Annotated in this window: 21 protein-coding genes and 1 riboswitch; of the genes, 10 read left to right on the forward strand and 11 right to left on the reverse strand. The window is 63.4% G+C overall.

Annotated features, from left to right (window positions below):
- The 3 genes from N430_RS04345 (at position 1) to N430_RS04355 (ending at position 6,132) form a co-directional block, all read left to right on the forward strand.
- Positions 1-4,890: an Hpt domain-containing protein gene (locus N430_RS04345; RefSeq protein WP_110633242.1), complete on the forward strand. Its 4,890-nt coding sequence runs from the start codon at positions 1-3 to the stop codon at positions 4,888-4,890.
- The gene (locus N430_RS04350; RefSeq protein WP_110633245.1) at positions 4,883-5,356 is read left to right on the forward strand and encodes a chemotaxis protein CheW; all 474 of its coding nucleotides are present in this window, start codon (positions 4,883-4,885) and stop codon (positions 5,354-5,356) included. The genes N430_RS04345 and N430_RS04350 overlap by 8 nt, the downstream gene beginning before the upstream one ends.
- A 158-nt stretch (positions 5,357-5,514) precedes the next feature.
- Positions 5,515-6,132 (forward strand): hemolysin III family protein, encoded by a 618-nt coding sequence (locus tag N430_RS04355; protein ID WP_110633248.1) that lies wholly within the window; start codon positions 5,515-5,517, stop codon positions 6,130-6,132.
- A gap of 7 nt (positions 6,133-6,139) precedes the next feature.
- On the opposite strand, the gene N430_RS04360 is transcribed toward N430_RS04355, so the two are convergent.
- The 3 genes from N430_RS04360 to N430_RS04370 form a co-directional block, all read right to left on the reverse strand.
- A complete protein-coding gene (locus tag N430_RS04360) occupies positions 6,140-6,862 on the reverse strand; it encodes a 16S rRNA (uracil(1498)-N(3))-methyltransferase (RefSeq protein ID WP_110633251.1) in 723 nt (240 codons plus the stop codon).
- 134 nt (positions 6,863-6,996) lie between these two features.
- Positions 6,997-8,403, reverse strand: a complete 1,407-nt coding sequence (locus N430_RS04365) for an adenosylmethionine--8-amino-7-oxononanoate transaminase (protein WP_110633254.1) — start codon at positions 8,401-8,403, stop codon at positions 6,997-6,999.
- 78 nt (positions 8,404-8,481) lie between these two features.
- Positions 8,482-8,973 (reverse strand): hypothetical protein, encoded by a 492-nt coding sequence (locus tag N430_RS04370; RefSeq protein WP_110633257.1) that lies wholly within the window; start codon positions 8,971-8,973, stop codon positions 8,482-8,484.
- A gap of 212 nt (positions 8,974-9,185) precedes the next feature.
- On the opposite strand from N430_RS04370, the gene N430_RS04375 reads away from it, so the two are divergent.
- From N430_RS04375 to N430_RS04385, 3 genes are all read left to right on the forward strand, one after another.
- Positions 9,186-10,955, forward strand: coding sequence for a flavin monoamine oxidase family protein (locus N430_RS04375; RefSeq protein WP_110633260.1), 1,770 nt, complete (start codon positions 9,186-9,188; stop codon positions 10,953-10,955).
- Between the two features lie 251 nt (positions 10,956-11,206).
- Positions 11,207-11,758, forward strand: coding sequence for a cytochrome b (locus N430_RS04380; protein ID WP_110633263.1), 552 nt, complete (start codon positions 11,207-11,209; stop codon positions 11,756-11,758).
- Between the two features lie 34 nt (positions 11,759-11,792).
- Positions 11,793-12,371, forward strand: coding sequence for a YceI family protein (locus N430_RS04385; protein ID WP_110633266.1), 579 nt, complete (start codon positions 11,793-11,795; stop codon positions 12,369-12,371).
- A gap of 64 nt (positions 12,372-12,435) precedes the next feature.
- Here the strand turns inward: N430_RS04385 and N430_RS04390 are convergent, their stop codons facing one another.
- The 5 genes from N430_RS04390 to ahcY all read right to left on the reverse strand — a co-directional run bounded on the left by N430_RS04390 (position 12,436) and on the right by ahcY (position 18,963).
- Positions 12,436-14,340 carry a DEAD/DEAH box helicase gene (locus N430_RS04390; RefSeq protein ID WP_110633269.1) on the reverse strand — a complete coding sequence of 635 codons (1,905 nt, stop codon included), beginning with the start codon at positions 14,338-14,340 and terminating at the stop codon, positions 12,436-12,438.
- Between the two features lie 218 nt (positions 14,341-14,558).
- A complete protein-coding gene (locus N430_RS04395; RefSeq protein ID WP_110633273.1) occupies positions 14,559-15,347 on the reverse strand; it encodes an ABC transporter substrate-binding protein in 789 nt (262 codons plus the stop codon).
- 63 nt (positions 15,348-15,410) lie between these two features.
- A complete protein-coding gene (locus N430_RS04400) occupies positions 15,411-16,487 on the reverse strand; it encodes a hypothetical protein (RefSeq protein WP_110633276.1) in 1,077 nt (358 codons plus the stop codon).
- Positions 16,488-16,581: 94 nt separating this feature from the next.
- The gene (metF, locus tag N430_RS04405) at positions 16,582-17,427 is read right to left on the reverse strand and encodes a methylenetetrahydrofolate reductase [NAD(P)H] (RefSeq protein WP_110633279.1); all 846 of its coding nucleotides are present in this window, start codon (positions 17,425-17,427) and stop codon (positions 16,582-16,584) included.
- A 126-nt stretch (positions 17,428-17,553) separates the two neighbouring features.
- Entirely contained in the window at positions 17,554-18,963 is a 1,410-nt protein-coding gene (gene ahcY / locus N430_RS04410; protein ID WP_110633282.1) for an adenosylhomocysteinase, read from the reverse strand.
- 21 nt (positions 18,964-18,984) lie between these two features.
- Positions 18,985-19,081, reverse strand: a riboswitch (S-adenosyl-L-homocysteine riboswitch).
- 179 nt (positions 19,082-19,260) lie between these two features.
- On the opposite strand from ahcY, the gene N430_RS04415 reads away from it, so the two are divergent.
- Positions 19,261-19,662, forward strand: coding sequence for an acyl-CoA thioesterase (locus tag N430_RS04415; protein ID WP_012274534.1), 402 nt, complete (start codon positions 19,261-19,263; stop codon positions 19,660-19,662).
- Between the two features lie 32 nt (positions 19,663-19,694).
- Here the strand turns inward: N430_RS04415 and N430_RS04420 are convergent, their stop codons facing one another.
- Positions 19,695-20,930, reverse strand: a complete 1,236-nt coding sequence (locus tag N430_RS04420; RefSeq protein WP_110633285.1) for a sodium:proton antiporter — start codon at positions 20,928-20,930, stop codon at positions 19,695-19,697.
- Between the two features lie 142 nt (positions 20,931-21,072).
- Positions 21,073-21,888, reverse strand: coding sequence for a DUF3800 domain-containing protein (locus N430_RS04425; protein WP_110633288.1), 816 nt, complete (start codon positions 21,886-21,888; stop codon positions 21,073-21,075).
- 362 nt (positions 21,889-22,250) lie between these two features.
- Between N430_RS04425 and N430_RS04430 the strand changes: the two genes are divergently transcribed.
- Both N430_RS04430 and N430_RS04435 read left to right on the forward strand, forming a co-directional pair.
- On the forward strand, positions 22,251-23,084 hold the full coding sequence (locus N430_RS04430) for an EamA family transporter (protein ID WP_110633290.1): 834 nt from the start codon (positions 22,251-22,253) through the stop codon (positions 23,082-23,084).
- 28 nt (positions 23,085-23,112) lie between these two features.
- Positions 23,113-23,499: an MAPEG family protein gene (locus tag N430_RS04435; RefSeq protein WP_110633294.1), complete on the forward strand. Its 387-nt coding sequence runs from the start codon at positions 23,113-23,115 to the stop codon at positions 23,497-23,499.
- 112 nt (positions 23,500-23,611) lie between these two features.
- Here the strand turns inward: N430_RS04435 and N430_RS04445 are convergent, their stop codons facing one another.
- Positions 23,612-24,763, reverse strand: a complete 1,152-nt coding sequence (locus N430_RS04445; protein ID WP_110633297.1) for a murein transglycosylase A — start codon at positions 24,761-24,763, stop codon at positions 23,612-23,614.
- A gap of 119 nt (positions 24,764-24,882) precedes the next feature.
- Between N430_RS04445 and N430_RS04450 the strand changes: the two genes are divergently transcribed.
- Positions 24,883-25,329 (forward strand): cytochrome c, encoded by a 447-nt coding sequence (locus N430_RS04450; RefSeq protein ID WP_110633300.1) that lies wholly within the window; start codon positions 24,883-24,885, stop codon positions 25,327-25,329.
- Positions 25,330-25,357 lie beyond the last annotated feature (28 nt).

A 25,357-nucleotide genomic window follows, 5' to 3' on the forward strand; every position in this document is an offset into this window, starting at 1 on the left:
ATGGCTTCTGCCGTCGTAAGCCCCGAGCGCCACGATACCGTGGCCCTGGCCTGGACCCGGGCCGCCATCCTCGATTGCCTGAGCCAGGCCCGTCAGGCCCTGGAGCGCTTTGCCGGCGAGACCGACGACTTGTCGATGCTGGCCTTTGTTGTGGATAACCTGCACCAGGTGCATGGCTGCCTGCGCATGCTCGAGCTGCGCGGCGCCACCCGCCTGGCCGAAGAGCTGGAACTGCTGGCCAAGGCCTTGGCCGAGGGCCAGGTAAGCCCCCGCGGCGACTGCCTGGGGCCGTTGTTCCGTGGCCTGGAGCAATTGCCGTCGTACCTGGAGCGGTTGCGCGGTGCGCGCCATGACCTGCCACTGGTGATGCTGCCGCTGCTCAACCAGCTGCGTGCCTGCCGTGGCGTCGAGCCGCTGGCCCAGGCCAGCCTGATCAGCGGCGCCGCGCAGCGCTTTGCCGGTTCCGATGACTTGGCCAACCTTGACCTGTCGCTGGGTAACTGGCGCGAGCAGATCCAGGCCGGGCCTGGGCGTGATGCCCTGCGCTCGGTGGTCAACGCCCTGTGCGACGACCTGATGCGGATCAAGGAGCGCCTGGACCAGTTCGTGCGCGGTGACCGCCAGCACAGCGAAGAGCTGGACGCGCTGCTCGCGCCGTTGCGCCATGTAGCCGACACCCTGGCGGTACTGGGCTTCCAGCAACCACGCCGGGTGATCATTGACCAAGTGCTGGCGCTGCAAGCCCTGGCCCTGGGTGAGCGTGCGGTGGACGACGCGGTATTGATGGATGTCGCCGGTGCCCTGCTGTATGTGGAGGCCTCGCTCAACGGCATGGTGCTGCCGCTGGAGGAGGGCGGGCAGGGCGGCTTGCCCGGCTCCGACCTGGCCGAGATCCGCCAGTTGGTGCTGAGCGAGTCGCTATCAGTGCTGCAGCAGGCCAAGGACTTGATCGGCGATTGCCTGGAGTCCGGCTGGCCGCGCCAGCGCCTGCAGCCGCTGCCGGGCCTCTTGCAGCAGGTACGCGGTGCGTTGGCGATGCTCATGCTGCCGGCCGCCGCCGGGGTGTTTGCCGGCTGCGCGGGCTATGTGCAGGGTTGGCTGCAGCACCTGGAAGTGGAACCACCGGCGGATGAACTGACCCATCTGGCCGAAGCCCTCAGCGCCGCCGAGTGCTACCTGCAATGGCGGGTCGCCGACCCGCTGGCCGATGCTCAACCGTTTCTCGACATGGCCCGCGCCAGCCTGACGGCGCTGGGCGTGCAGTGCAGCCATGCGGGCCCGTCCGAGGCGCAGGATGGCAGCGATGGTATCGATGATGAGTTGCGCGAGGTGTTCCTCGAAGAAGCCGGCGAGTTGCTGCCGGAGATCGAGCGGCACTGGCTGCGCTGGCGCGCCGACAACAACCTGCGCGACGCACTGATCGAGGTACGCCGTGACCTGCACACGCTCAAGGGCAGCGGGCGCATGGTGCATGCCGAGGCAGTGGCCGAGCTGGCCTGGGGCGCAGAGCACCTGCTCAACCGGGTGCTGGAAGGGCGCATTGCCCTGACTCCGGAAGGCGCAGTGGCGCTGCAGCAGGTATTCGTCCATCTGCCGGACCTGCTGGCCGACTTTGCTGCCGGCCAGTTGCCACAACTGACCGAGATCGAACAATTGGCGGGCCACCTGCACGCCCTGGCTGAGAACAACACCCCGGTCAGCGCCAATATCGATGGCCTCGACCCGCAGCTGCTGGATATCTTCCGCAACGAGGCACAAGGCCACCTGGCCAGCCTGGACGGCTTTCTGCAGGGTGCCGACGGCCAGGGCGGCGACGTCAGCGACAGCCTGCAGCGCGCCTTGCACACCCTCAAGGGCAGCGCTGCCATGGCCGGGGTCATGCCGATCGCCGAGCTGGCCACCGCCTTCGACCGCCTGGTGCGCGAATACCGCGGGCACCAGCTGCCGCTGCAGGCGGCGGAGATGCATTGGCTGCAGACCGCCCATGGCCTGTTCCAGCAAGGCCTGGCGCAACTGGGCAGTACGCCGTTGGCAGCCATCCCGGGCGCGGCCCAGCTGATCGAGCAGGTCGGCGCAGCGGTGGATCTGCGCCTGGCCAGCCTGCATGCCGAGCCCCAGCACACTCGCCATGGCAAGCGCGACCCACAGCTGATCGCCAGTTTCCTGGCCCAGGCCATGGACATCCTGCTGGATGCCGAGTCGCTGCTGTCGCGCTGGCAGCAGCAGCCCGGGCAGCGCGAACCGCTGGAGACCTTGCTCGATGAGCTGACCAGCCTTGGCCACGCCGCGCACCTGGCTGACCTGTGGCAAATGGATGCCGTCTGCGAGGCGCTGCTCGACCTCTACGGTGCCGTGGAAGAGGGCAGCCTGGGCGCCAGCCCGCGCTTCTTCACCGTGGCCCAGCAAGCCCATGAAGCCCTGCTGGACATGCTCGACGAAGTGGCCGCCGGGCAGGAACTCAGCCCGCGGCCCGACTGTGTCGACGCCCTGCGCGAACTGCTGGATGGCGCGCTGGCTCCGGATGCCACCGGCCTGGTAAGCCCTGATGCGGTGACGCCGCTGTCTGGCTCGCTGGAGCAGGAGGATGAGCCTGATAGTCCGGACGACAAGGCGCTGCTGGACGTCTTCCTCGAAGAAAGCTCGGATATCGTCGAAAGCGCTGCCGCCGCCCTGGCGCGCTGGCAGGCCGACCCGCGCAACAGTGTCGAGGTGGAGAACCTGCTGCGTGACCTGCACACCCTCAAGGGTGGTGCGCGCATGGTCGAGATCAGCGCCATCGGCGACCTGGCCCATGAACTCGAATTCCTCTACGAACTGCTCGCCGCCGGGCGCCTGCCGCCAAGCCCGCCGCTGTTCGCGCTGCTGCAGAACTGCCACGACCGCCTGGCGCACATGCTCGACGCCGTGCGCCTGGGCCAGCCGTTGCACACCGCGACCGCGCTGATCGACTACATCCGCAACTTCAGCAGCGCCGCGCTGACCGACAGCGCGGCCGGCCAGGCCCCGGCGGACACCGCACCCGCCGAGATACCGGCCGCGGCACCTGAGCGGGCGCCGGGCGACATGGTCAAAGTCGATGCCGAGCTACTCGACGACCTGGGCAACCTGGCCGGTGAGCATTCGATCATTCGTGGCCGCATCGAACAGCAGGTGAACGACGCCCAGTTTGCCCTCAACGAGATGGAAACCACCCTGGAGCGCATGCGCGATCAGCTGCTGCGCCTGGACATCGAGACCCAGGGGCGGATCAGTAGCCGGCAGGCGTTCGAGGGTGATGCCTACGAAGATTTCGACCCGCTTGAAATGGACCGCCATTCGCAGCTGCAGCAGCTGTCGCGGGCACTGTTCGAGTCGGCCTCCGACTTGCTCGACCTGAAGGAAACCCTTACCCAGCGCGCCCAGGAGGCCTACAGCCTGCTGCAGCAACAGGCGCGGGTGAACAGCCAGTTGCAGGAAGGCCTGACCGCGACCCTCATGGTGCCGTTCGAACGCTTGGTGCCGCGCTTGCAGCGGGTGGTGCGCCAGGTGGCCAGCGAGCTGGGCAAGCAGGTCGAGCTGGTGGTTGGCAACGCCGAGGGCGAGCTGGACCGCAGCGTGCTCGAGCGTATGGTCGCGCCACTGGAACACATGCTGCGCAATGCCGTCGACCATGGCCTGGAAGCGCGCGATGCACGCCTGGCTGCGGGCAAGCCGGAGCAGGGCACCATTCACCTGAACTTGCTGCATGAGGGCGCCGACATCGTCATCGAGATGACCGATGACGGCGCCGGCGTGCCGCTGGAAGCCGTGCGGCGCAAGGCAATCAAGCGTGGCCTGCTAGACCCGCAGGCGCAGCTGAGCGACCACGAGATCCTGCAATTCATCCTGCGCCCGGGCTTTTCCACGGCAGAGAAGATCACCCAGATTTCCGGGCGCGGCCTGGGCATGGACGTGGTCCACGAAGAGGTCAAGCAGCTGGGCGGCTCGATGACCATCGAGTCGGCCCAGGGCAAGGGCGCGCGTTTCCTGATCCGCCTGCCGTTCACCGTGTCGATCAACCGGGCCTTGATGGTGCACCTGGGCGAAGAGCAGTACGCCATTCCACTCAACACCATCGAAGGCATCGTGCGGGTGCCACCGGCCGAATTGGCCGCTTGCTACCAGCAGGACGCCCCGCGTTATGAATATGGCGGCCACGCGTACGAGTTGCGCTATCTGGGCGAGCTGCTGCAAGGGCTGCCGCGCCCGGTGCTGCTGGGGCAGAGCGTGCCGCTGCCGGTGTTGCTGGTGCATTCCCAGGAGCAGTCGTTCGCCATCCAGGTGGACAGCCTGTCGCCGAGCCGCGAGATCGTGGTGAAGAGCCTCGGCCCGCAGTTCGCCGCCGTGGCGGGTCTGTCGGGGGCGACTTTGCTCGGTGATGGCCGGGTGGTGTTGATCCTCGACCTGCTGGGCCAGCTGCGCGGCCAGCAGCGGCGGCTGGCGCGTCTGCCCGGTGGCAGCGGGGTGCAGCGCACCTTGTTCGGCCCGGCGCCACGGCGGGCCACGCTGGTGATGGTGGTGGACGACTCGGTCACCGTGCGCAAGGTCACCAGCCGCCTGCTGGAGCGCCATGGCATGAGCGTGATGACGGCCAAGGACGGGGTCGATGCCATGGCCCTGCTGGAAGAGCACCGCCCCGACGTGCTGTTGCTGGACATCGAGATGCCGCGCATGGACGGCTTCGAAGTGGCCACCCGCATTCGCCGTGACGAGCGCCTGAAAGACCTGCCGATCATCATGATCACCTCGCGCACCGGGCAGAAGCATCGCGACCGGGCCATGGCCATCGGCGTCAACGATTACCTGGGCAAACCCTATCAGGAGTCGGTGCTGTTGCAGAGCATCGCCCATTGGAGCCAGACCCATGCTTGAACTGATTGCAGGGCAACGCAGCAGCCTGACCGGCCTGCTGTTGCCGTTGGGTGACCGCACCCTGGTATTGCCCAACGTCGCCGTGGTCGAACTGATCGGCCAACGCAACCTGGTGTGCGAACCGGGCGACCCGGCCTGGCACCTGGGGTGGATCGACTGGCGGCAGCAGCATTTGCCGTTGATCGGTTTCGAGGCCGCGTGTGGCGGTGAGACGCCGTGTGGCGAGCGGGCACGGATCGTGGTGCTGAATGCGCTGGGGGATACCGGCTTGCGCTACTTGGCAGTGCTGCTGCAGGACATTCCACGCTCGTGCAAGCTGGACAGCCAGCTCAATTACGTGGATGTGCCGCTGGGCAGCCTGGAGCTGGCCGCCGTGCAGGTGGGCGAACAGGTGGCGCGGGTGCCGGACCTGGCAGGGCTGGAAAGATTGGTGCGTGACGCTGAACTGCAACCTGCCCTTGGGTAGGATGCAAGGCTGATGGCCCTTTCGCGGGCAAGCCCGCTCCCACAGGTATTGCACTGCCCTTGAAACATGTGCGATCCCTGTGGGAGCGGGTTTACCCGCGAAGAGGCCGGAACAGGCTGGCTCAGGAACCCAGCCCAGATCAGGAGGTCAGTGTTTGCATGTACTACGGTGAACGCTTCAATGCCTGGACCCACCTGGTCGGTGCCGTCCTGGCCTGTATCGGTGCCATCTGGCTGATCGTCGTCGCGGGCCTGCAGGGCGACCCCTGGAAGATCGTCAGTTTCTCCATCTACGGCAGCACCTTGCTGTTGCTCTACAGCATTTCCACCCTCTACCACAGCACCCGCGGGCGGGCGAAGGTGATCATGCGCAAGCTCGATCACCTGTCGATCTACCTGCTGATCGCCGGCAGCTACACCCCGTTCTGCCTGGTCAGCCTGCGCGGGCCCTGGGGCTGGAGCCTGTTCGGGGTGGTCTGGGGGCTGGCGGTGATCGGCATGCTGCAGGAGATCAAGCCGCGCTCAGAGGCGCGCATCCTGTCGATCATCATCTACGCGGTGATGGGCTGGATCGTGCTGGTGGCGGTCAAGCCACTGCTGAACAGCCTTGGCACCGCCGGCTTCGCCTGGCTGGCGGCCGGCGGTGTGTTCTACACCGTCGGTATCATTTTCTTCGCCCTCGACAGTCGCTTGCGCCATGCCCATGGCATTTGGCACCTGTTTGTGATTGTCGGCAGCCTCATGCACTTCGTGGCGGTGTCGCTTTACGTGCGTTAGCTTTTGTTTACGAAAAATCGCCCCACAACTGCTGCGCTACCGACAGCGCCACCACCGGCGCTGTCTCGGTACGCAACACCCGCGGGCCGAGGCGTGCAGCATGGAAGCCAGCAGCCTTGGCCTGTTCGACTTCCGCCTCGCTCAGGCCACCTTCCGGGCCGATCAGGAACGCCAGCGTTGCCGGCTTGTCATGGCTGGTCAGGGGCTCGGCTACCGGGTGCAGCACCAGCTTGAGGTCGGCTTCGGTGCCCTTGAGCCACTCGGCCAGGGTCACTGGCGAATGAATGACCGGCAGGGTTGAACGGCCGCATTGTTCACAGGCACTGATCGCCACTTGGCGCCAGTGGGCCAGGCGCTTGTCGGCGCGCTCGTCCTTCAGGCGCACTTCGCAGCGTTCGCTGACGATCGGGGTGATGGCGTTGGCGCCAAGTTCGGTGGCCTTCTGGATCGCCCAGTCCATGCGCTCGCCGCGGGACAGGCCCTGGCCGAGGTGGACGTGCAGCGGTGAGTCGGGCTGGCCGGCGAGGGCCTGGTCGAGGTTGACGCGTACAGTCTTCTTGCCGACTTCGAGCAGTTGGCCGAGGTATTCCTGGCCACTGCCGTCGAACAGTTGCACGGCATCGCCAGGGGCCATGCGCAGGACGCGGCCGATGTAGTGGGCCTGGGCTTCGGGCAGGTCGTGCTCGCCAATGCCCAGGGGGGCGTCGATGAAGAAGCGGGACAGTCTCATGGTTCAGCTCGGACGGAATAGGATCACATGGCGGCTGTGGGAGCGGGTTTACCCGCGAATGCGGCGGTGAATCCACTATCGCATTCGCGGGTGAACCCGCTCCCACAGAGTTCGGCGGTGGACTTGCAGGTTTACTAGCCCGGGTCGCGGAAGTCGGGGTGGAAGTTGGCCGGTACGGCGACGCTGACGCTGTCGCGGGTGGCGATGTCGATGCCTTCGCTGGCCACTTCGGCGAGGAAGTCGATCTGCTCCGGGGTGATCACATAGGGCGGCAGGAAGTACACCACGCTGCCCAGCGGGCGCAGCAGGGCGCCGCGGGTCAGGGCGTGCTCGAATACTTTCAGGCCACGACGCTCCTGCCACGGGTAGGCAGCCTTGGTCGCCTTGTCCTGGACCATCTCGATGGCCAGGGCCATGCCGGTCTGGCGGATTTCGGCGACGTGGGCGTGATCGGCCAGGTGCGCGGTGGCGCTGGCCATGCGCGCGGCCAGGGCCTTGTTGGCCTCGATCACGTTGTCCTGCTCGAAGATGTCCAGCGTCGCCAGGGCAGCGGCGCAGGCCAACGGGTTGCCGGTGTAGCTGTGCGAGTGGAGGAACGCGCGCAGGGTCGGGTAATCGTCATAGAAGGCCTGGTACACCTTGTCGGTGGTCAGGCAGGCGGCCAGCGGCAGGTAGCCACCGGTCAGCGCCTTGGACAGGCACAGGAAGTCCGGGCGGATGCCGGCCTGCTCGCAGGCGAACATCGTGCCGGTGCGGCCGAAACCGACGGCAATTTCGTCGTGGATCAGGTGCACGTCATAACGGTCGCAGGCTTCGCGCAGCAGCTTGAGGTACACCGGATGGTACATGCGCATGCCACCGGCGCCCTGGATCAGCGGTTCGATGATTACCGCCGAGATCGTCTCGTGGTGTTCGGCCAGTGTTTGCTCCATGGCGGCGAACATATTCCGCGAGTGTTCTTCCCAGCCCATGCCCTCGGGGCGCAGGTAGCAGTCGGGGCTTGGCACCTTGATGGTGTCGAGCAGCAGCGCCTTGTAGGTCTCAGTGAACAGCGGCACGTCGCCGACCGACATCGCGGCAATGGTTTCGCCGTGGTAGCTGTTGGTCAGGGTCACGAAGCGCTTTTTCGCCGGTTTGCCGATGTTCTGCCAGTAGTGAAAGCTCATCTTCAACGCCACTTCGATGCACGACGAACCATTGTCGGCATAGAACACCCGGTCGAGCCCGGCGGGCGTCATGGCGACCAGGCGCTCGGACAGCTCGATCACCGGTTGGTGGCTGAAGCCGGCGAGGATCACATGTTCCAGCTGATCGACCTGGTCCTTGATGCGCTGGTTGATGCGCGGGTTGGCGTGGCCGAACACGTTGACCCACCAGCTGCTCACGGCATCCAGGTAGCGTTTGCCGTCGAAGTCCTCGAGCCACACGCCTTCACCGCGCCGGATCGGGATCAGGGGCAGCTGCTCGTGGTCTTTCATCTGGGTGCAGGGGTGCCACAGGACTTTGAGGTCGCGTTGCATCCACTGATCGTTGAGGCCCATGGGCACTTCTCCTGGCTTACTGCCTGCTTTGACCGCGTAAGCCTAAGCAAAGCCAGGGGGCAGGACAACCGCTAGTGCTCAATGGCGGCAGGTGCGGGTCCATTCCAGTTTGCGGATATGAACGGTTCCGGCCTGTGAAGTGGATATGGTCAGGCGGCGAAAAGGCCCTTCGATGACTTGATGGTAGGGGTGTGTGGAAATCGGGCCAGGCCTCAAATCGGTATAGCCGCTGCCGGAGAGAGTAAGCCAGTAGAAGTTGCGCGGGACCGGGGCGATCAGGTCCATATCGTAGCCGTCGGTATCCAGCAGCATCTGCACATCGTCGAAATGCTGGTCGCTGACAACGTAGTACTCCAGCCGCAGGCATTCGACTTCCTGGTTGAAGGTGATTTCCACGTCACTGTGCTCGCCAATCACCAGCTCGGTGCCTTCATCGCCTTTGAAGGCTTCATGCAGGCCGGTCCATGACGTACCGTTGGATCGGATTTTCAGGCCTGAGGGGGTCAGTACTGTCTGGTTGTGCCACAAGAATTGCCTTTCTACCTGTGCGAAATGCTCCTCATAGGTCATGGTGCAGCTCCTTTTGTCGGTTTTTTCAGCCACCTTCGCCAGCTTCACCTAACGCCCAGAAGCCTGGCTACTGACAAAAATGCCAGTTGCCAAAGGCACTTGATGTCGCCGTGCTGGCAGGGTCCAGATACCTGACGTATTCTTAGCGCATCGACTCTCGGGGCATTCCCGCCTCTTCCCATCCCTGCTATTTCAACTCGGAGTTCGCCGACATGGCTGCTGCTTGGGTGCGCCTGTGCGCGTTGGTATTGATCGGTGTGTCCAGCGGCGCCGCGCTGGCAAAGGACAAGACACCTTCGGCAATCGTGGTGGGTGGCGGCCTGGCGGGCCTGACCGCGGCCTATGAGCTGCAGAACAAAGGTTGGCAGGTCACCCTGCTGGAAGCCAAGTCGGGCATGGGCGGCCGTTCGGGCCTGGCCACCAGCGAGTGGATCGGCAATGCCAAGGCACAGCCAGTGCTCAACCAGTACCTCGACCGTTTCAAGCTTGAAACACTGCCCGCGCCGGAATTCGTGCGTACCCCGGGCTACCTGATCGACGGTGAGTACTTCAGCGCCACCGACCTGACCACCAAGCAGCCGGCCACCGCCGAGGCGCTCAAACGCTACGAGAAAACCCTCGACGACCTGGCCCGTTCGATCGATGACCCGCTCAACCCGCAGGCGAACAGCACCCTGTTCGCCCTCGACCAGATGAACGTGTCCACCTGGCTCGACAAGCTGCAGTTGCCGACCACCGCGCGCCAGCTGATCAACCAGCAGATCCGCACCCGCTATGACGAGCCATCGCGCCTGTCGCTGCTCTACTTCGCCCAGCAGAACCGCGTCTACCGTGGCGTCAGTGATCGCGACCTGCGCGCCGCGCGCCTGCCTGGCGGCAGCCCGGTGCTGGCCCAGGCGTTCGTCAAGCAGTTGAAGACCATCAAGACCAGCTCGCCGGTCACGGCGATCGTGCAGGACAAGGATGGCGTCAGCGTCAAGGTCGGCAGCACGGACTACAAGGCCGACTACCTGGTGATGGCGATCCCTCTGCGGGCACTGGCCAAGATCCAGATCACGCCAGGCCTGGACAACCAGCACGTGGCAGCACTCAAGGGCACCAACTACGGCTGGCGCGACCAGCTGATGCTCAAGTTCAAGCAACCTGTATGGGAAAGCCGCGCGCGCATGTCGGGCGAAATCTTCAGCAACGCCGGCCTCGGCATGCTGTGGATCGAGCCGGCGCTCAAGGGTGGTGCCAACGTGGTGATCAACCTGTCGGGCGACAATGCGCGTCTGCTGCAGGCCTTTGGCGACAAACAGATGGTCGACCAGGTGCTGATCCGCCTGCATGCGTTCTACCCACAGGCCCGTGGCGCGTTCACCGGTTATGAGGTCAAGCGTTACAGCATCGATGCCGGTACCGGCGGCGCCTACCTGGCCTATGGCCCAGGGCAGATCAGCAAGTACTGGCGCCTGTGGGAGCGCCCGGTGCAGCGCATCACCTTTGCCGGTGAACACACCGATGCGCTTTACCCAGGCACCCTCGAAGGCGCCCTGCGCAGCGGCCAGCGTGCTGCCAGCCAGGTGCAGGACCTGCTCGCCGGCAAGTCGTTCGACCCGGCCAAGGCTGCGACCGTCGCGGCAGCGGCGACAGCGGGTGCAGCGGTGGCGAAGAAGGACAGTGGTGGCGGGTTCTTCTCGCGCCTGTTCGGGGGTTCGGACAAGCCTGACGTGAAGGCTGCTCCGGTTGCCAAGGCCGAGGAAGTTGCACCGGCGCCAGCACCGGCGCCTGCGGCAGCCCCTGTAGCACCTGCCCCTGCTGAAATCGCCAAGGAAGAACCGGCCAAGCCTGCCGCGACCAAGGCCGCACCGGCCAAGCATACGCCGGCGCACAAGCCTGCGGCCAAGCAGGCGAAAAAGGCGGTCGAGCCGAAAAAAGCCACGGTCAAGTCCGAACCCGTGAAGAAGCCGGTGGACAATACCCAGGCCAAGGCAAACTAAAGCCTGTTCTGGCCCCTTCGCGGGCACGCCCGCTCCCACAAAGTACTGCGCTGTAGCTGTGGGAGCGGGCGCGCCCGCGAAGAGGCCAGTACTGGCAACCTTAAACTCTCCGACTATTGTTAATGTTTCCTTAATAGGAAACTCACACACTAATCATCGTATTTCTCGATAATCCAAAGCAGTTTTTTAAGCTTTTATTCGATACGTTACGCGTTAGTCTGTGCACAGCTTTCACGGGGAACCACGTCATCATGCAACTGCGCAATTCACCTTCTCGCTATGGCGTGGTCAGCATCGTCCTGCACTGGGGCGTTGCATTGGCAGTCTTCGGCCTGTTCGGCCTGGGCCTGTGGATGGTCGGTCTCGACTACTACGACCCGTGGCGCAAGGCCGGCCCTGACCTGCACAAGAGCATCGGCCTGGTGTTGCTGGCGGTGATGCTGTTGCGTGTGGTCTGGCGATTCGTCAGCCCGCCACCGCCGGCACCGGCCAACCATGGGGCATTCACCCGCATGGCGGCCAAGCTTGGGCATCTGGCGCTGTACCTGGGGCTGTTTGCCGTCATGATCGCCGGTTACCTGATTTCCACTGCCGACGGCGTCGGTATTCCAGTGTTCGGCCTGTTCGACGTGCCGGCGCTGATCAGCGACCTGCCCGACCAGGCGGACGTGGCCGGCGTGATTCATCTGTGGCTGGCATGGGGCCTGGTGATCTTCGCCGTGCTGCATGCCCTGGCCGCCCTGAAACACCATTTCATCGACCGTGACGCGACCCTGACCCGCATGCTGGGCCGCAAAGCTTGACTCTCAACCTCAATTGCATAGGAAGGAAGTAAGGATGTTGAAAAAGACTTTTGCCGCTCTGGCGCTCGGTACCGCTCTGTTCTCCGCCGGCCAGGCCATGGCTGCCGAGTACAAGATCGACAAGGAAGGCCAGCACGCGTTCGTCGACTGGAAGATCAGCCACCTGGGCTACAGCTTCATCCACGGTACCTTCAAGGACTTCAGCGGCGACTTCTCCTGGGACAGCGCCAAGCCTGAGGCCAGCAAGATCAGCGTCGATCTGAAGACCGCCAGCGTCTGGTCGAACCACGCCGAACGTGACAAGCACATCGCCAGCAAGGACTTCCTGGACGTCGCCAAGTACCCGGATGCCAAGTTTGTCTCCACTGCCGTCAAATCGACTGGCGAGAAGACTGCTGACGTGACCGGCGACCTGACCCTGCACGGCGTGACCAAGCCAGTCACCTTCAAGGCCACCTTCAACGGTGAGGGCAAGGATCCGTGGGGCGGCGAGCGCGCTGGCTTCAACGCCACCACTACCGTGAACCTGAACGACTTCGGCATCAAGGGCCCAGGCCCGACTTCGCAGACCCTGGACCTGGACATCAGTGTCGAAGGTGTGAAGCAGAAGTAAGCATTGCCCATGCAATAAAAAACGCCGCCCATTGGGCGGCGTTTTTTTATGCCTGCTGCGCGACTCAGCCCTTGCGGGTGAGCAGTGCAGGGCGCTCACCGCGCGGGCGGCTCGGCAGGTCGTCCAGCTGCTCTGGCGTTGGGTAACGGTCGAGCTTGGATTCCTTGCGGATGATCACTGGCTGGTGCTGTTCACGGGTGCTGCGTACTGCCGGCTCCTGACGCGCTGCATCGTCACGGCCGGCCGAACGGTTGCGGCCAGCGCCATTGTTGTCACGACGGGCGCCGCCACCGTTGTTGCTGCGTGGGCGCTTGTCGCCGCTGGCGCTGCGCTGCTGGCCGCCAGCATTGCGGCCCTGGCCTTGGCCACCACCGTTGTTGCTGCGCTGCCCGCCACCTTGGCTTTGGCCCTGGCCTTGACCTGCACCACCCGGACGGCGGTTGCGGCCTTGGCCTTTGCCGTTCTGGTAAGGGCTGACGTAGTCGGCGCGGTTACCGAAGTTGTCGACATCGTCGTCCAGGAACTCTTCCGGATCACGGTCGGCAGCGGCTTTCGGTACAGGACTGTTGTTGGCTTGCTGTTGCTGACGCGGTTTCTTGTCACGCGGCTTGCGCTGCTGCTGTGGCTTGTCGCCGGACTTTTCCTTGTCGGCCGGCTTGTCAGCAGCCTGCTGCTTGGCCTTGCCTTTGTCCTTGCCCTTGTCCTTGCGGCCGCCGTTGGCGTCTTTGCTGCCTTCGCCACGGGCTTGCTGCTGGTTGCGGCCGCCGCGGCCGTTGTTCTGCTGACGCTCGCGCACTTCAGGCTTTTCAGCTTCTACCTGGCTGGCATCGAAGCCCATAAGGTCGCCATCCGGGATCTTCTGCTTGGTGACCCGTTCGATGCTCTTGAGCAGCTTTTCTTCATCCGGCGCGACCATGGAGATGGCTTCGCCCGAGCGCCCGGCACGGCCGGTACGGCCGATGCGGTGCACGTAGTCTTCCTCGACGTTCGGCAGCTCGAAGTTGACCACGTGGGGCAGCTGGTCGATGTCCAGGCCACGGGCGGCGATGTCGGTGGCTACCAGCACGCGCACGCTGTTGGCCTTGAAGTCGGCCAGGGCCTTGGTGCGGGCGTTCTGGCTCTTGTTGCCGTGGATCGCGGCGGCGGTCAGGCCGTGCTTTTCCAGGTATTCGGCCAGGCGGTTGGCGCCGTGCTTGGTGCGGGTGAACACCAGTACCTGTTCCCAGGCACCCAGCGTGATCAAGTGTGCCAGCAGGGCACGCTTGTGGCTGGCGGGCAGGCGGTAGACGCGCTGCTCGATACGCTCGACGGTGGTGTTCGGCGGGGTGACCTCGATGCGCTCCGGGTTGTGCAGGAGCTTGTCGGCCAGGTCGGTGATGTCCTTGGAGAAGGTCGCCGAGAACAGCAGGTTCTGGCGCTTGGCCGGCAGGCGGGCGAGGACCTTTTTCACGTCATGGATGAAGCCCATGTCGAGCATGCGGTCGGCTTCGTCGAGGACCAGGATTTCCACATGGGCCAGGTCGACCTTGCCTTGGCCGGCGAGGTCGAGCAGGCGCCCCGGGCAGGCGACGAGCACGTCGACACCCTTGGCGATGGCCTGGATCTGCGGGTTCATGCCGACGCCGCCAAAGATGCAGGCGCTGACCAGAGGCAGGTCGCGGGCGTACACCTTGAAGCTGTCGTGTACCTGGGCGGCAAGCTCGCGAGTCGGGGTCAGGACCAGGACGCGCGGCTGGCGCGGGCCATGACGCTGGGATTTGTCGGGGTGGCCGGCCGGGAACAGGCGCTCGAGGATCGGCAAGGCGAAGCCGCCGGTTTTACCAGTACCTGTCTGTGCGGCGACCATCAGGTCGCGGCCTTGCAACACGGCGGGGATGGCCCGCTGTTGCACCGGGGTCGGCTGGGTGTAGCCCGCTGCCTCGATAGCGCGGACAAGAGCCTCGGAGAGTCCGAGGGAAGCAAAGGACATGGGCAATCCTGTTCTCGTGGGGGCTGGGCCCGTTGGGATATTCTGCCTGGCGCGACGGGCATCGATGGGATGCGATCGCGTCCGGTCCAGCTGGGCTTTCACTGCACATCCGGGAAGCGGAAGGTGGACGCTAAATTGCGTCGATGCCGATCGGGATGCCTGTTGCGAGGCCGAGCGTCCGGGCGTGAGCCGGGCGGGAAGGCCCGAGTATAACAGAGCTAACGCAGCGTGCTGCTTTCCTGCTGCTCAACGGCGCCAGCAAGATCGCCTGCGTCGCCGATGTAGTGTTCGATAATCGCCTCGAACGCCGGTTCCTGCTTGAAACGACGCAGTTCTTCGGCAAACGCCTGGGCCAGTTGTTCGCGCCCGGGTTTGCGTGCCAGGCCCAGGTATTGCGCCTGACGGCTGATGACCAGGGGCAGCTCTTCGACCTGCTGTTCGAGGCCAAGCTGCTTGCGCAGGTAACGCCCGACCAGGCGGTCGGTGACCATCAGATCGATGCGCCCGCGTATGAGTTTGCCGAAATTGGCTTCGTGGCTCGGCGCGGTTTCGCGGCGGAACGCCTGGGATTCATTGAACGCCCTGTCGTAGGCGTAACCCGGCGACGTGCCTACGGTCAGGCCGCTGAGGTCATCCAGCTGGCGGATGGCATGGCGCCGGTCGCTGGCCTGAAACAGCACGAACTCGACATCGGACATGGGTTCTGCCGGGTAGACCAGATAGGCCTTGCGCGATTCAACCTGGAAAATGTCCATCACGCCGTCAGCCTGGCCCTGTTCCACCAGAGCAAGGCAGCGCTTCCACGGCAGGAACTGCCAGTCCACCTCGACACCCAGGCGGCGGAATACTTCGGTGGTGACTTCGTAGTCGATCCCTTTGGCCTGGCCACCATCGCGATACACATAAGGCGCCCAGTCGTCGCTCACCAGGCGCAACCGCTCGCCCAGCGCCATCGGGCTCAGGCAGGCGAGCAGCAGGATGCACAGCAATTGGGCGATGTGGGGCATGGCGCGAGATTACGCGCTCAACATGGGCAAGGCCAGTGAAGATCAAAGCCCCCGTTTTCGGCCTCAGCGATGGGAGGAACGCAGCAGATGCGCCTCGATATCCTTGCGCCGGCCGCCCAATGACAGGCGCAGGCTCGGGTGGCGCAGGCACTGGCGCAGTTGCTCGGGCTCGATGCGCCCGTGGCGTTCATTGAGGTTCTCCAGCGCCTTGTCCCACCAGGCCGTTGCACAGGCGCGATCGAACTCGTTGGGGTAGGGGTAGCAGCCATACAGCAGTTCACGCACGAACTGGCGCTCGCGGCTGGGCATGGTCAGGCTCAAGGCTTTGTAACCCAGGCGCTGCAAGGTCGGTGGGCGGGGCAGTTGGTCGTTGACCAGTATCACATCGGCAAGCGCCGCCGGCCCCAGCGGGTTATCGCCGTGTTTGCGCAGCCAGGCCTGGATCTTGGCGCGGAACTGGGCCTTGCGGCTCCAGTAGTGGTGGATCACGTCGGTGCATTCGGCCAGTTCCATCTTGCGGTACGCGGCCACCGCCAGGCAGAACTCTTCCAGGGTATAGGCGGTGCGGGCCAACGGGTAGAACTCGTCCATCATGGCAATGGAGCGCTCCAGCACGTCGGTGTCCTCGGCGCACAGGCCGATCACGCCAGAGTTGACCAGCGGCATCTGGCAGTCGGCGAGGCCGCGTGACTCGAGAATGCCGAGCAGGTTCGTGTACAGCAGACACTGCTGATTCGCGCCGTAGCGCGCGCCAATGGCGTTGCACAGCAGCGTACCGGGCTTGACCCGCTGGAATAGTTGCAGCGGCGACTTGCGGAAGAAGGTATCGGTGTCGATCAGCACAGCCTGAGGATGTTGCTGCAGCACTTGGCGCAGCAGCACATGCTTGCTGCGAAAGTGATAGCCATGGGGCTGGTTCCAGGCCTTGCGGGTAGCCTCGTCGAGCAGATGAACGGTTACCGGCAGTTTCCCGTACGGCTCGGCATTGTCGGTGTAGACCTGAATGTCGATGGGGAAATCAGCACTACCCCCCAGGTGCGCGAGGGCGCTGACAATGCTGAAGCAGGCTTCCTGGTGATAGGTGGCAGGGCCGAACGCCAGGTACACGAGCTGAGGGCGAGATGGCAGGAAATGTTGCATTGCAGGCGACACCTATCAGAGCCAGAAAGTAAATAAGGCCCTAGTCTACGACTAAAGCCTTAATTGTTTCAGAATCTGATGATGCCAAAAAGTTTCAGCGTGGCAGTTTCAGATTGTTCCAGATCGCCAGGCTCGCCTCGGCCTGGTTAAGGGTATAGAAGTGCAGGCCCGGTGCGCCGCCTTGCAACAGTTGCTCGCACATGTGGGTGATGACTTCTTCGCCAAAGGCCTGGATGCTCGCCGTATCGTCGCCGTAGGCTTCCAGCTGCTTGCGGATCCAGCGCGGGATTTCGGCGCCGCAGGCATCAGAGAAGCGTGCCAGTTTGCTGTAGTTGGTGATCGGCATGATGCCGGGCACCACCGGGATGTTCACACCCATTTTCTGCACACGCTCGACGAAGTAGAAGTAGCTGTCGGCGTTGAAGAAGTACTGGGTGATGGCGCTGTCGGCACCGGCCTTGACCTTGTGCACGAAGTTGCCCAGGTCGGCCTCGAAGTTGCGCGCCTGTGGGTGCATTTCCGGATAGGCAGCGACTTCCAGGTGGAAGTGGTCGCCGCTTTCCTGGCGGATGAACTCGACCAGGTCGCTGGCATAACGCAGTTCGCCACTGGCCATGCCCATGCCCGACGGCAGGTCCCCACGCAGGGCAACGATGCGCTTGATGCCGGCCGCCTTGTACTCGGCCAGCAGGGCGCGCAGTTCGTCCTTGGTGTCGCCGACGCACGACAGGTGTGGCGCGGCAGGGACCTTCACTTCGCTTTCCAGCTGCAGCACGGTGTTCAGCGTGCGGTCGCGGGTAGAGCCACCGGCACCGTAGGTGCAGGAGAAGAAGTCCGGGTTGTACGCGGCCAGCTGGCGGGCAACGCCCATCAGCTTCTCGTGACCGGCGTCGGTCTTGGTTGGGAAGAACTCGAAACTGTAACGGCGATCTTGGGACATCTGGCGTTCCTCGAGCAGCAAGCCTCAAGCAGCAAGCTGCAAGTAAAAGCCAGATCGGTGAAGGCCGATCTGGCTTGGGCATCGTTCAGGTTTCGGCTTTGAAGCGTGTCGCTTCAAGCCTGCCGCTTAGTAGCGGTAGGCGTGCGGCTTGAACGGGCCTTCAACGGTCACACCGATGTACTCGGCCTGTTGCGGGGTCAGCTGGGTGACCACGCCGCCGAAGCCGCGGACCATTTCCAGGGCCACTTCTTCGTCGAGTTTCTTCGGCAGCACTTCCACGGTCAGGCGCTCGGCCTTCTTGGCAGCTGGCAGTTCGGCGAACTTCTGCTCGAACAGGAAGATCTGTGCCAGCACCTGGTTGGCGAACGAACCGTCCATGATGCGGCTTGGGTGGCCAGTGGCGTTACCCAGGTTCACCAGGCGGCCTTCGGCCAGCAGGATCAGGTAGTCGTCGTTCTGCGGGTCGAAAGTACCCGCGCCGGTGCGGTGGATCTTGTGCACCTGCGGCTTGACCTCTTCCCATGCCCAGTTCTTGCGCATGAAGGCAGTGTCGATTTCGTTGTCGAAGTGGCCGATGTTGCAGACCACGGCACGCTTCTTCAGGGCCTTGAGCATGTTGGCGTCGCAGACGTTGACGTTACCGGTGGTGGTGACGATCAGGTCGATGCGGCCCAGCAGATCGGCGTTGATACCCGCTTCGGTACCGGTGTTGATGCCGTCCTTGAATGGCGAAACGACTTCGAAGCCGTCCATGCAGGCCTGCATGGCGCAGATCGGGTCGACTTCGGTGACCTTGACGATCATGCCTTCCTGACGCAGCGACTGGGCCGAGCCCTTGCCCACGTCACCGTAGCCGATTACCAGGGCTTGCTTGCCCGACAGCAGGTGGTCGGTGCCGCGCTTGATGGCATCGTTCAGGCTGTGACGGCAGCCGTACTTGTTGTCGTTCTTGCTCTTGGTGACCGAGTCGTTGACGTTGATCGCCGGGACTTTCAGCTCGCCCTTGGCCAGCATGTCCAGCAGACGGTGCACACCGGTGGTGGTTTCTTCGGTCACGCCGTGGATCTTTTCCAGCATGGCCGGGTATTTCTTGTGCAGGATCTCGGTCAGGTCACCACCGTCGTCCAGCACCATGTTGGCGTCCCAAGGCTGGCCATCTTTCAGGATGGTCTGCTCGATGCACCACTCGTATTCCTGCTCGGTTTCACCTTTCCAGGCGAACACAGGAATGCCGGCGGCGGCGATGGCGGCAGCGGCCTGGTCCTGGGTGGAGAAGATGTTGCACGACGACCAGCGGACTTCGGCGCCCAGGGCGACCAGGGTCTCGATCAGCACGGCGGTCTGGATGGTCATGTGGATGCAGCCGATGATCTTGGCGCCCTTGAGCGGTTGCTCGGCTTGATACTTGCGGCGCAGGCCCATCAGTGCCGGCATTTCCGATTCGGCGATGATGACTTCCTTGCGGCCCCAGTCGGCCAGGGAGATGTCGGCGACCTTGAAGTCGGAAAAACCAGCAGGCGTGTTTACAGCGCTCATTGAGAGCCTCCATTCGTAGTGTGCGAATGGGCGCCGTTGTGCGTTGAGCGTCCGCTTCAGCGGACAACGCCCCAACCGAGCCTGACAGGCCGAGCCTGCTGCAGCGCCCCTCGGATGGGTGGCGGGATGGCCGCCACTGCGGGCAGCCATGAGAATCGGCAGCGATTATAGCCGTGGCTGTGTGACACACCCAAGGCTTTCTGTCGATTTATCGCGACGATAGTCGATGTTCAATGGAGCGCTGGCGGCCGCTCTGCCATCATTACTTCACGTTAGCCAAGCCGGTCAGGAGTACAGATGAACTTTCACACCCGCAAATGGGTTAAACCCGAAGACCTCAACCCCAACGGCACGCTGTTCGGCGGCAGCCTGCTGCGCTGGATCGACGAAGAAGCGGCGATCTACGCCATCGTCCAGCTGGGCAACCAGCGCGTGGTGACCAAGTACATGTCGGAGATCAACTTCGTCAGTGCCTCGCGTCAGGGCGATATCATCGAACTGGGCATCACCGCCACCGAGTTTGGCCGTACCTCGATCACCCTCAAGTGTGAAGTACGCAACAAGATCACTCGCAAGAGCATTCTGACGGTCGACAAGATGGTCTTCGTCAACCTGGGCGAAGACGGCTTGCCGGCGGCCCATGGGCGTACCGAGATCAAGTACGTCCAGGACCAGTTCCCGGATTCCGCAGTCGAGTGAATGTCAGGGGCCGCAAAGCGGCCCCTGCCTTTTCAAGGCTGTGCGCTGACCTTGCGCACCACGCGACCAATGCTTAGTCCCTGCACCAGGATCGACGACAACACTACGATGTAGGTGATCGACAGCAGCAGGTCACGTTCCGCGCCCAGTGGCAGCGACAGCGCCAGGGCCACCGATACCCCGCCACGCAATCCGCCCCAGGTCAGCACCCGCACGGTGCCTTTCGGCACCGGCCGCCAGCGCCGCAACAGCACGATCGCCGGGGCCACGGTCAGCAGCCGCGACAACAGCACCGCCAACGCCAGCACGCCACCCGCCGCCAAGTGCAGCCAGTTGAACGGCAGCAGCAACAGTTCCAGGCCGATCAGGGCGAACAGCAGGGCGTTGAGCATGTCGTCGATCAGTTCCCAGAAGCCGTCCATGTAGCGACGGGTCATGTCGTTCATCGCCAGGTTGCGGCCCAGGTTACCGATGATCAGGCCCGCGACCACCATGGCGATCGGAGCTGAAACATGCAGCTCGTAGCACATCGCCGAACCACCGATCACCAGTGCCAGGGTCAGCATGACCTCGACCTGGTACTGCTCGACGCTCTTGATCATGCGGTAGGTGGCATAGCCGATCACGCCGCCGAACAGCACCCCGCCGATGGCTTCGCGGGCGAACAGGAGGGCGGTGTCGGAGACACTCGGCGTTTCGCCGAGCTGGATGATGCCCAGCAGGACGGTGAACACCACGACCGCGGTACCGTCGTTGAACAACGATTCGCCGACGATGGTGGTTTTCAGCGGTTTGGAGGCGTTGGCGGTACGCAGTGCACCCAGCACGGCGATCGGGTCGGTCGGGGAGATCAGTGCGCCGAACAGCAGGCAGTAGATCAATGGCACCTGCCAGCCGAACATCGCGAACACCCAGTGCGACAGGTAGCCGATCACCACGGTGGCAATCAGCACACCCAGGGTGGCCAGCAGGCCGATCGGCCAGCGGTAGCTGCGCAGGTCGCTGAGGTTGACGTGCAGTGCGCCGGCGAACAGCAGGAAGGCCAGCATCCAGTGCATCAGCAGGTCGTTGAAATCGATCTGGTTCATCAGGCCTTCGACGCGTTCTTCCAGGCCAGGGAAGCCGATCAGGCTCAGGCCCTGCAGCATCAGGGAGAACAGCAACGCCGTGACCATCACGCCGATGGCGGGTGGCAGGCCGATGAAGCGGTAATTGACATAGGTGAGGAGGGTGGTGAGGCAGATAAACGCGGCAACTAGTTCAAGCATCCCGAATCCTGTGACAGTGGCTTCCAAGTCGTTACCCGAATGGCTCGGGCAGTTCTTTGATGATCTGGCGAGGGGGGCGGGACACACTTTTTGACTGTACAGGTAGACCGCGTATCCATTGCGAGGTTTCCTGCATGTGGCTTCAGGCTTCTGTTCTGGCCGTTGGGTGCTTGCCGACCGGCAACTTGACGGGCTGACGCTGCAAACCTGAGCCCGGCAGGGCGACTTCAGCGATTCGGTCTGAGAAATATCTGTCGAAAGGCTCCCAGTCAGGGTACTCCTCAGGTGAAACAGACATCGCCATCAAACGCCCCACCAAGCCGCAGATCCAGTCTGCGCATTGCAGGGTCTGGAAGAGGTGGCTTTCGCCCTGCAGGGGAGGCTCTACCAGGCTTCGGCATTTTTCAGTGGCATCTTCGAACATTGCCAGTGTGCAGGCTTCTACATTTCGTTCACGCCACTCATTGCCAGCGCGCTGCTCATCCAGCAGGAGCATGAAGGTCGAGGCGGACGGAATGCAGTAACGATCGATCGTTCTTACTGCGTGTAACAGTTGGCGTCGGAATGTATCAGTCGCGTCGTGCTGCTTGGTTGGACCGGTCTTGTGCTCGCCCGCATAGATGACATACCCACCAATCTTCCGGATGTGATTGAGCAGGCGAAACGTTGCCTGCCTTAATGATCGGTATTGCGTGACGTTACGTGTCGTGAAGAGTTTGGAACCTTTCTTTTCCCACTGGTAGGCGGGGAGGCGCCTGGGATTCTCATGGGCGATGTCCCAGGCAAGTAGCTGGCATTTCAGTTGATAGAAGAAGATGGCGAACTCTCGCACTTCTTCAGCTGGGAGAAGAATCCCACCCAGGCCAAACACGGGGCTGGTCTTGAAGTGGCTGTGTGTACGCGAGATGTATTGCCCGACATGGCCGAATTCGTCGAGATAGGCCACAAAGTGAGTCATGAGTTCCGGGTTTCCTTGCCCCCAGAAACACGAAAGCCCGCTTGCTTGCGCATCGCGGGCCTCGGAAGGTAGGCACGGGTTACCCCATGCGTTACGGCGATCCTAAACCTGCGAGTATTGAAGCGTCAATCGTGTTTCGTAAGTGAGTGTGTATTCGTAGTGGTGGCTGCGTTCAGGTGCAGCACGAGCGCACAACTACGTGCGGTGCGGTCCGTGATGAGTGTATTGAATGATGCGGAGAGAGACGGCTTTCTGAGAGGACTGAAACTTCGACTGAACTTGTAGTCTTTTTCCGTAGCCGGACTCTGCCCCGAGGTATAGTGCTGCGAACCCATTTGAACCCAAGGCAAGGACTCTCTCGCGTGCTGGCAACTTCTTTGGTATTGGTCGCCGCCCTGCTGCACGCGACCTGGAACACCCTGATCAAATTCAGTGCCGAGCGCTTGCTGGTGATCGCCAGCATGGACGTCGTGGCTCTGCTGTTCGCCGTGTGCGCGGTGGCCTTCACCGAGTTCCCTCCCGCCGAGATCTGGCCTTGGCTGCTGGCTTCGGCGCTGGCCGAGCAGTTGTACCGGTTTCTGCTGATCCAGGCCTATCGGGTCGGTGACCTGGGGTTGGTCTATCCTCTGATGCGCGGTCTGTCGCCGCTGGTGGTGCTGGGGCTGACCCTGGCGTTTGCCGGTGAGTCGCTCAGCTCGCAGCAGATCATCGGCATCCTGCTGATCCCGTGTGGCATGGCGTGCCTGTTGTGGCAGGGCGGCGGCGGTGACCGGTTGCCGTGGTCGATGCTGCCGGTGGTTGCGCTGATCGGGCTGTGCATCGGTTGCTACACCTGGTTTGACGGCCAGGCGGTGCGGTTGTGGGGTAAGCCTTGGGACTACCTGGTGTGGTTGACGCTGCTCAGCGCCTGGCCATTCCCGTTGCTGGCCAGCGTGGCCCGGCGGGCACCGTTCGTGCTGTTCTGGCGCACCCAATGGCGCTTGGGGTTGGCGGTGGGCTTCTGCGTGCTGTTCAGTTACGCACTGGTGTTGTGGGCCATGCACCTGGGGTCGGTGGCCGAAGCGGCGGCCTTGCGCGAATTGAGTGTGATACTGGTGGTACTGCTGGGCATGCGCTACCTCAAAGAACCTTTTGGCGGGCCGAGACTCCTAGCTTGCGGGCTGGTCCTGGCAGGCATGCTGGTGATGAAGCTCTGACCTCTCGATCGAACAAGGAATCCAGTCCATGACCGTTGCCCTGTGGTGCATTCTCATCGCGTTGTTCCTGGCGCCGCTGTGCGCATTGATCGCCAAGGTTTCGAGCGGCCGCTTTGGCCTCAAGGACAACCACGACCCGCGCGCCTTCCTCGACACGCTGTCGGGCTTGCCGCGCCGTGCGCATGCTGCCCAGCAAAATAGCTACGAGGCTTTTCCGGCGTTCGCGGCGGCGGTGCTGGTGGCCGATATCGTCGGTAATGCCGAGCAGGTGACCCAGGATGTGCTGGGGGTGATGTATATCACCAGTCGCCTGCTCTACATCATCTGCTATCTGGCGGACTGGGCGGCGCTGCGGTCTCTCGTGTGGTTTGCCGGGTTGGCGTTGATCGTGTCGTTCTTCGTGGTTTCTGTCTGAAACCGAGTCGCCTGCTTCGCGGGCTTGCCCGCTCCCACAGGTAAAACGCAGCATTCAAGGGCTGTGGTGTACCTGTGGGAGCGGGCGAGCCCGCGAAGCATCCAACGCCGAGTCAGAGGACTTTCGGTACTTCAGGCAGCGGCTTGCCCTTTGGCCACAGCATCCAGATCTGCCCTTGCTGCTTCATGTTTCCCGCCAATTCCCCAGCCTCTGGCCCGGTCCCCCAGAACAGGTCCGCGCGCACTTCGCCAGCAATCGCTCCGCCCGTGTCCTGAGCCCCCACCGGGCGTATCACCGGCGAGCCATCCGGGCGCGTAGTGGACAGCCACAGCAGGCTACCCAGCGGAATCACTTTGCGGTCGATGGCCACGCTATATCCAGCGGTCAGCGGCACGTTCAGCGAGCCGCGCGGCCCTTCGTTGCTGTCCGGGCGAGCACTGAAGAACACATAGCTAGGGTTACTGGCCAGCAGTTCCGGCACGCGCTGCGGGTTGGCCATGGCCCAGGCGTGGATGCTGCCCATGGTCACGTCTTCTTTTTTCAACTGGCCTTGCTCTACCAGCCAGCGGCCGATTGGCCGGTAGGGGTGGCCATTCTGGTCGGCGTAGCCCAGCCGCAGCTGGCGGCCATCTTCCAGTTGGATCCGGCCTGAGCCCTGAATCTGCAGGAACTGCAGGTCCATCGGGTCGGTCAGCCAGGCCAGTACGGGCGCCTTGACGCCATCGCGGCTGATCACTTCGGCGGTGTCATAGGGCTTGAGCACGCGACCGTCCAGGCGGCCACGCAGGCGCTTGCCCTTGAGCTCTGGGTACACGCTGGCCAGGTCGACCACGATCATGTCATCGGGTACGCCATAAACCGCCACATGCGCCACTTCGGTACGCTTCAGGCTGCCAGGGTAGACCGGTTCGTAGTAACCGGTGATCAGGCCGTTGGCGTTGTTGTCGGCGGAACGCAGGCCATACACCTGCAGGTTCTGCTCAAGGAACGTGCGCACCTGGGTGGCGCTCGCCGTGTCGCTGCCGGCCGCTTCGCAGGTGGCGGCCCACACCGGGTCGCGTTTGAGCTTTTCGCAGCCACTGCGCCAGGCATAGAAGCCGGCCAGCAGATCTTCATCGCTGACTGCGGGCAGGTCTTTCCAGGTGGCAGGGGCATAGGTGGCGATGGCATGAGGCTCGGGCTTGGCGTTTTCGCCGCCGTTGCAGCCGGCCAGCAGGGCGAGTGCCGGGAGTGTCCAGGCCAGATGGCGCAGGGCAGATTTCATCAATGGGTACCTGTGGATGGCGAACATGAAGATTCGCCCTTGTGTTTTATGTGGCTATTGGTCTTTGCCTGGCGGGCGGCGATACTGGCCGCCCCTTTGCGTAGGCTGAAGTGACCGTGATGTTCAAGCGATTGACCGTAGTACTGCTGGCTGCCCTTGCCCTGACTGCCTGTGACCGGGTCGACCCCAACTCGCCGCTGGGCAAGCGCAAGGCAATCTTCAAGGACATGCTCAAGACCAGCGAAGACATGGGCGGCATGTTGCGCGGCCGCTTGCCCTTCGACGGGGTGAAGTTCGCCGATGGTGCGTTGAAGCTCGATGGCCTTGCCCATGCGCCGTGGCAGCATTTTCCGCAGGTGCGGGATGAGGGCGACAGTAGCGCACGGCCGGAGGTGTGGGAGCGGCAGGCGCACTTCCATGACCTTGCCCGGCAACTGGAGGGTGTGACCGGTGAGTTGGTCGACGTGACGCGGACCCAGCCATTGGACGCGGCGCAATTGAAGGCACCGATGGACAAGGTTGAGGCGGCGTGCAAGGCGTGCCATAACGAATTCCGCAATCATTGATCGCCTGGGTCAACAGGCGATCAGTAAG

The organism is Pseudomonas sp. CC120222-01a, assembly GCF_003097235.1.
GTDB lineage: Bacteria > Pseudomonadota > Gammaproteobacteria > Pseudomonadales > Pseudomonadaceae > Aquipseudomonas.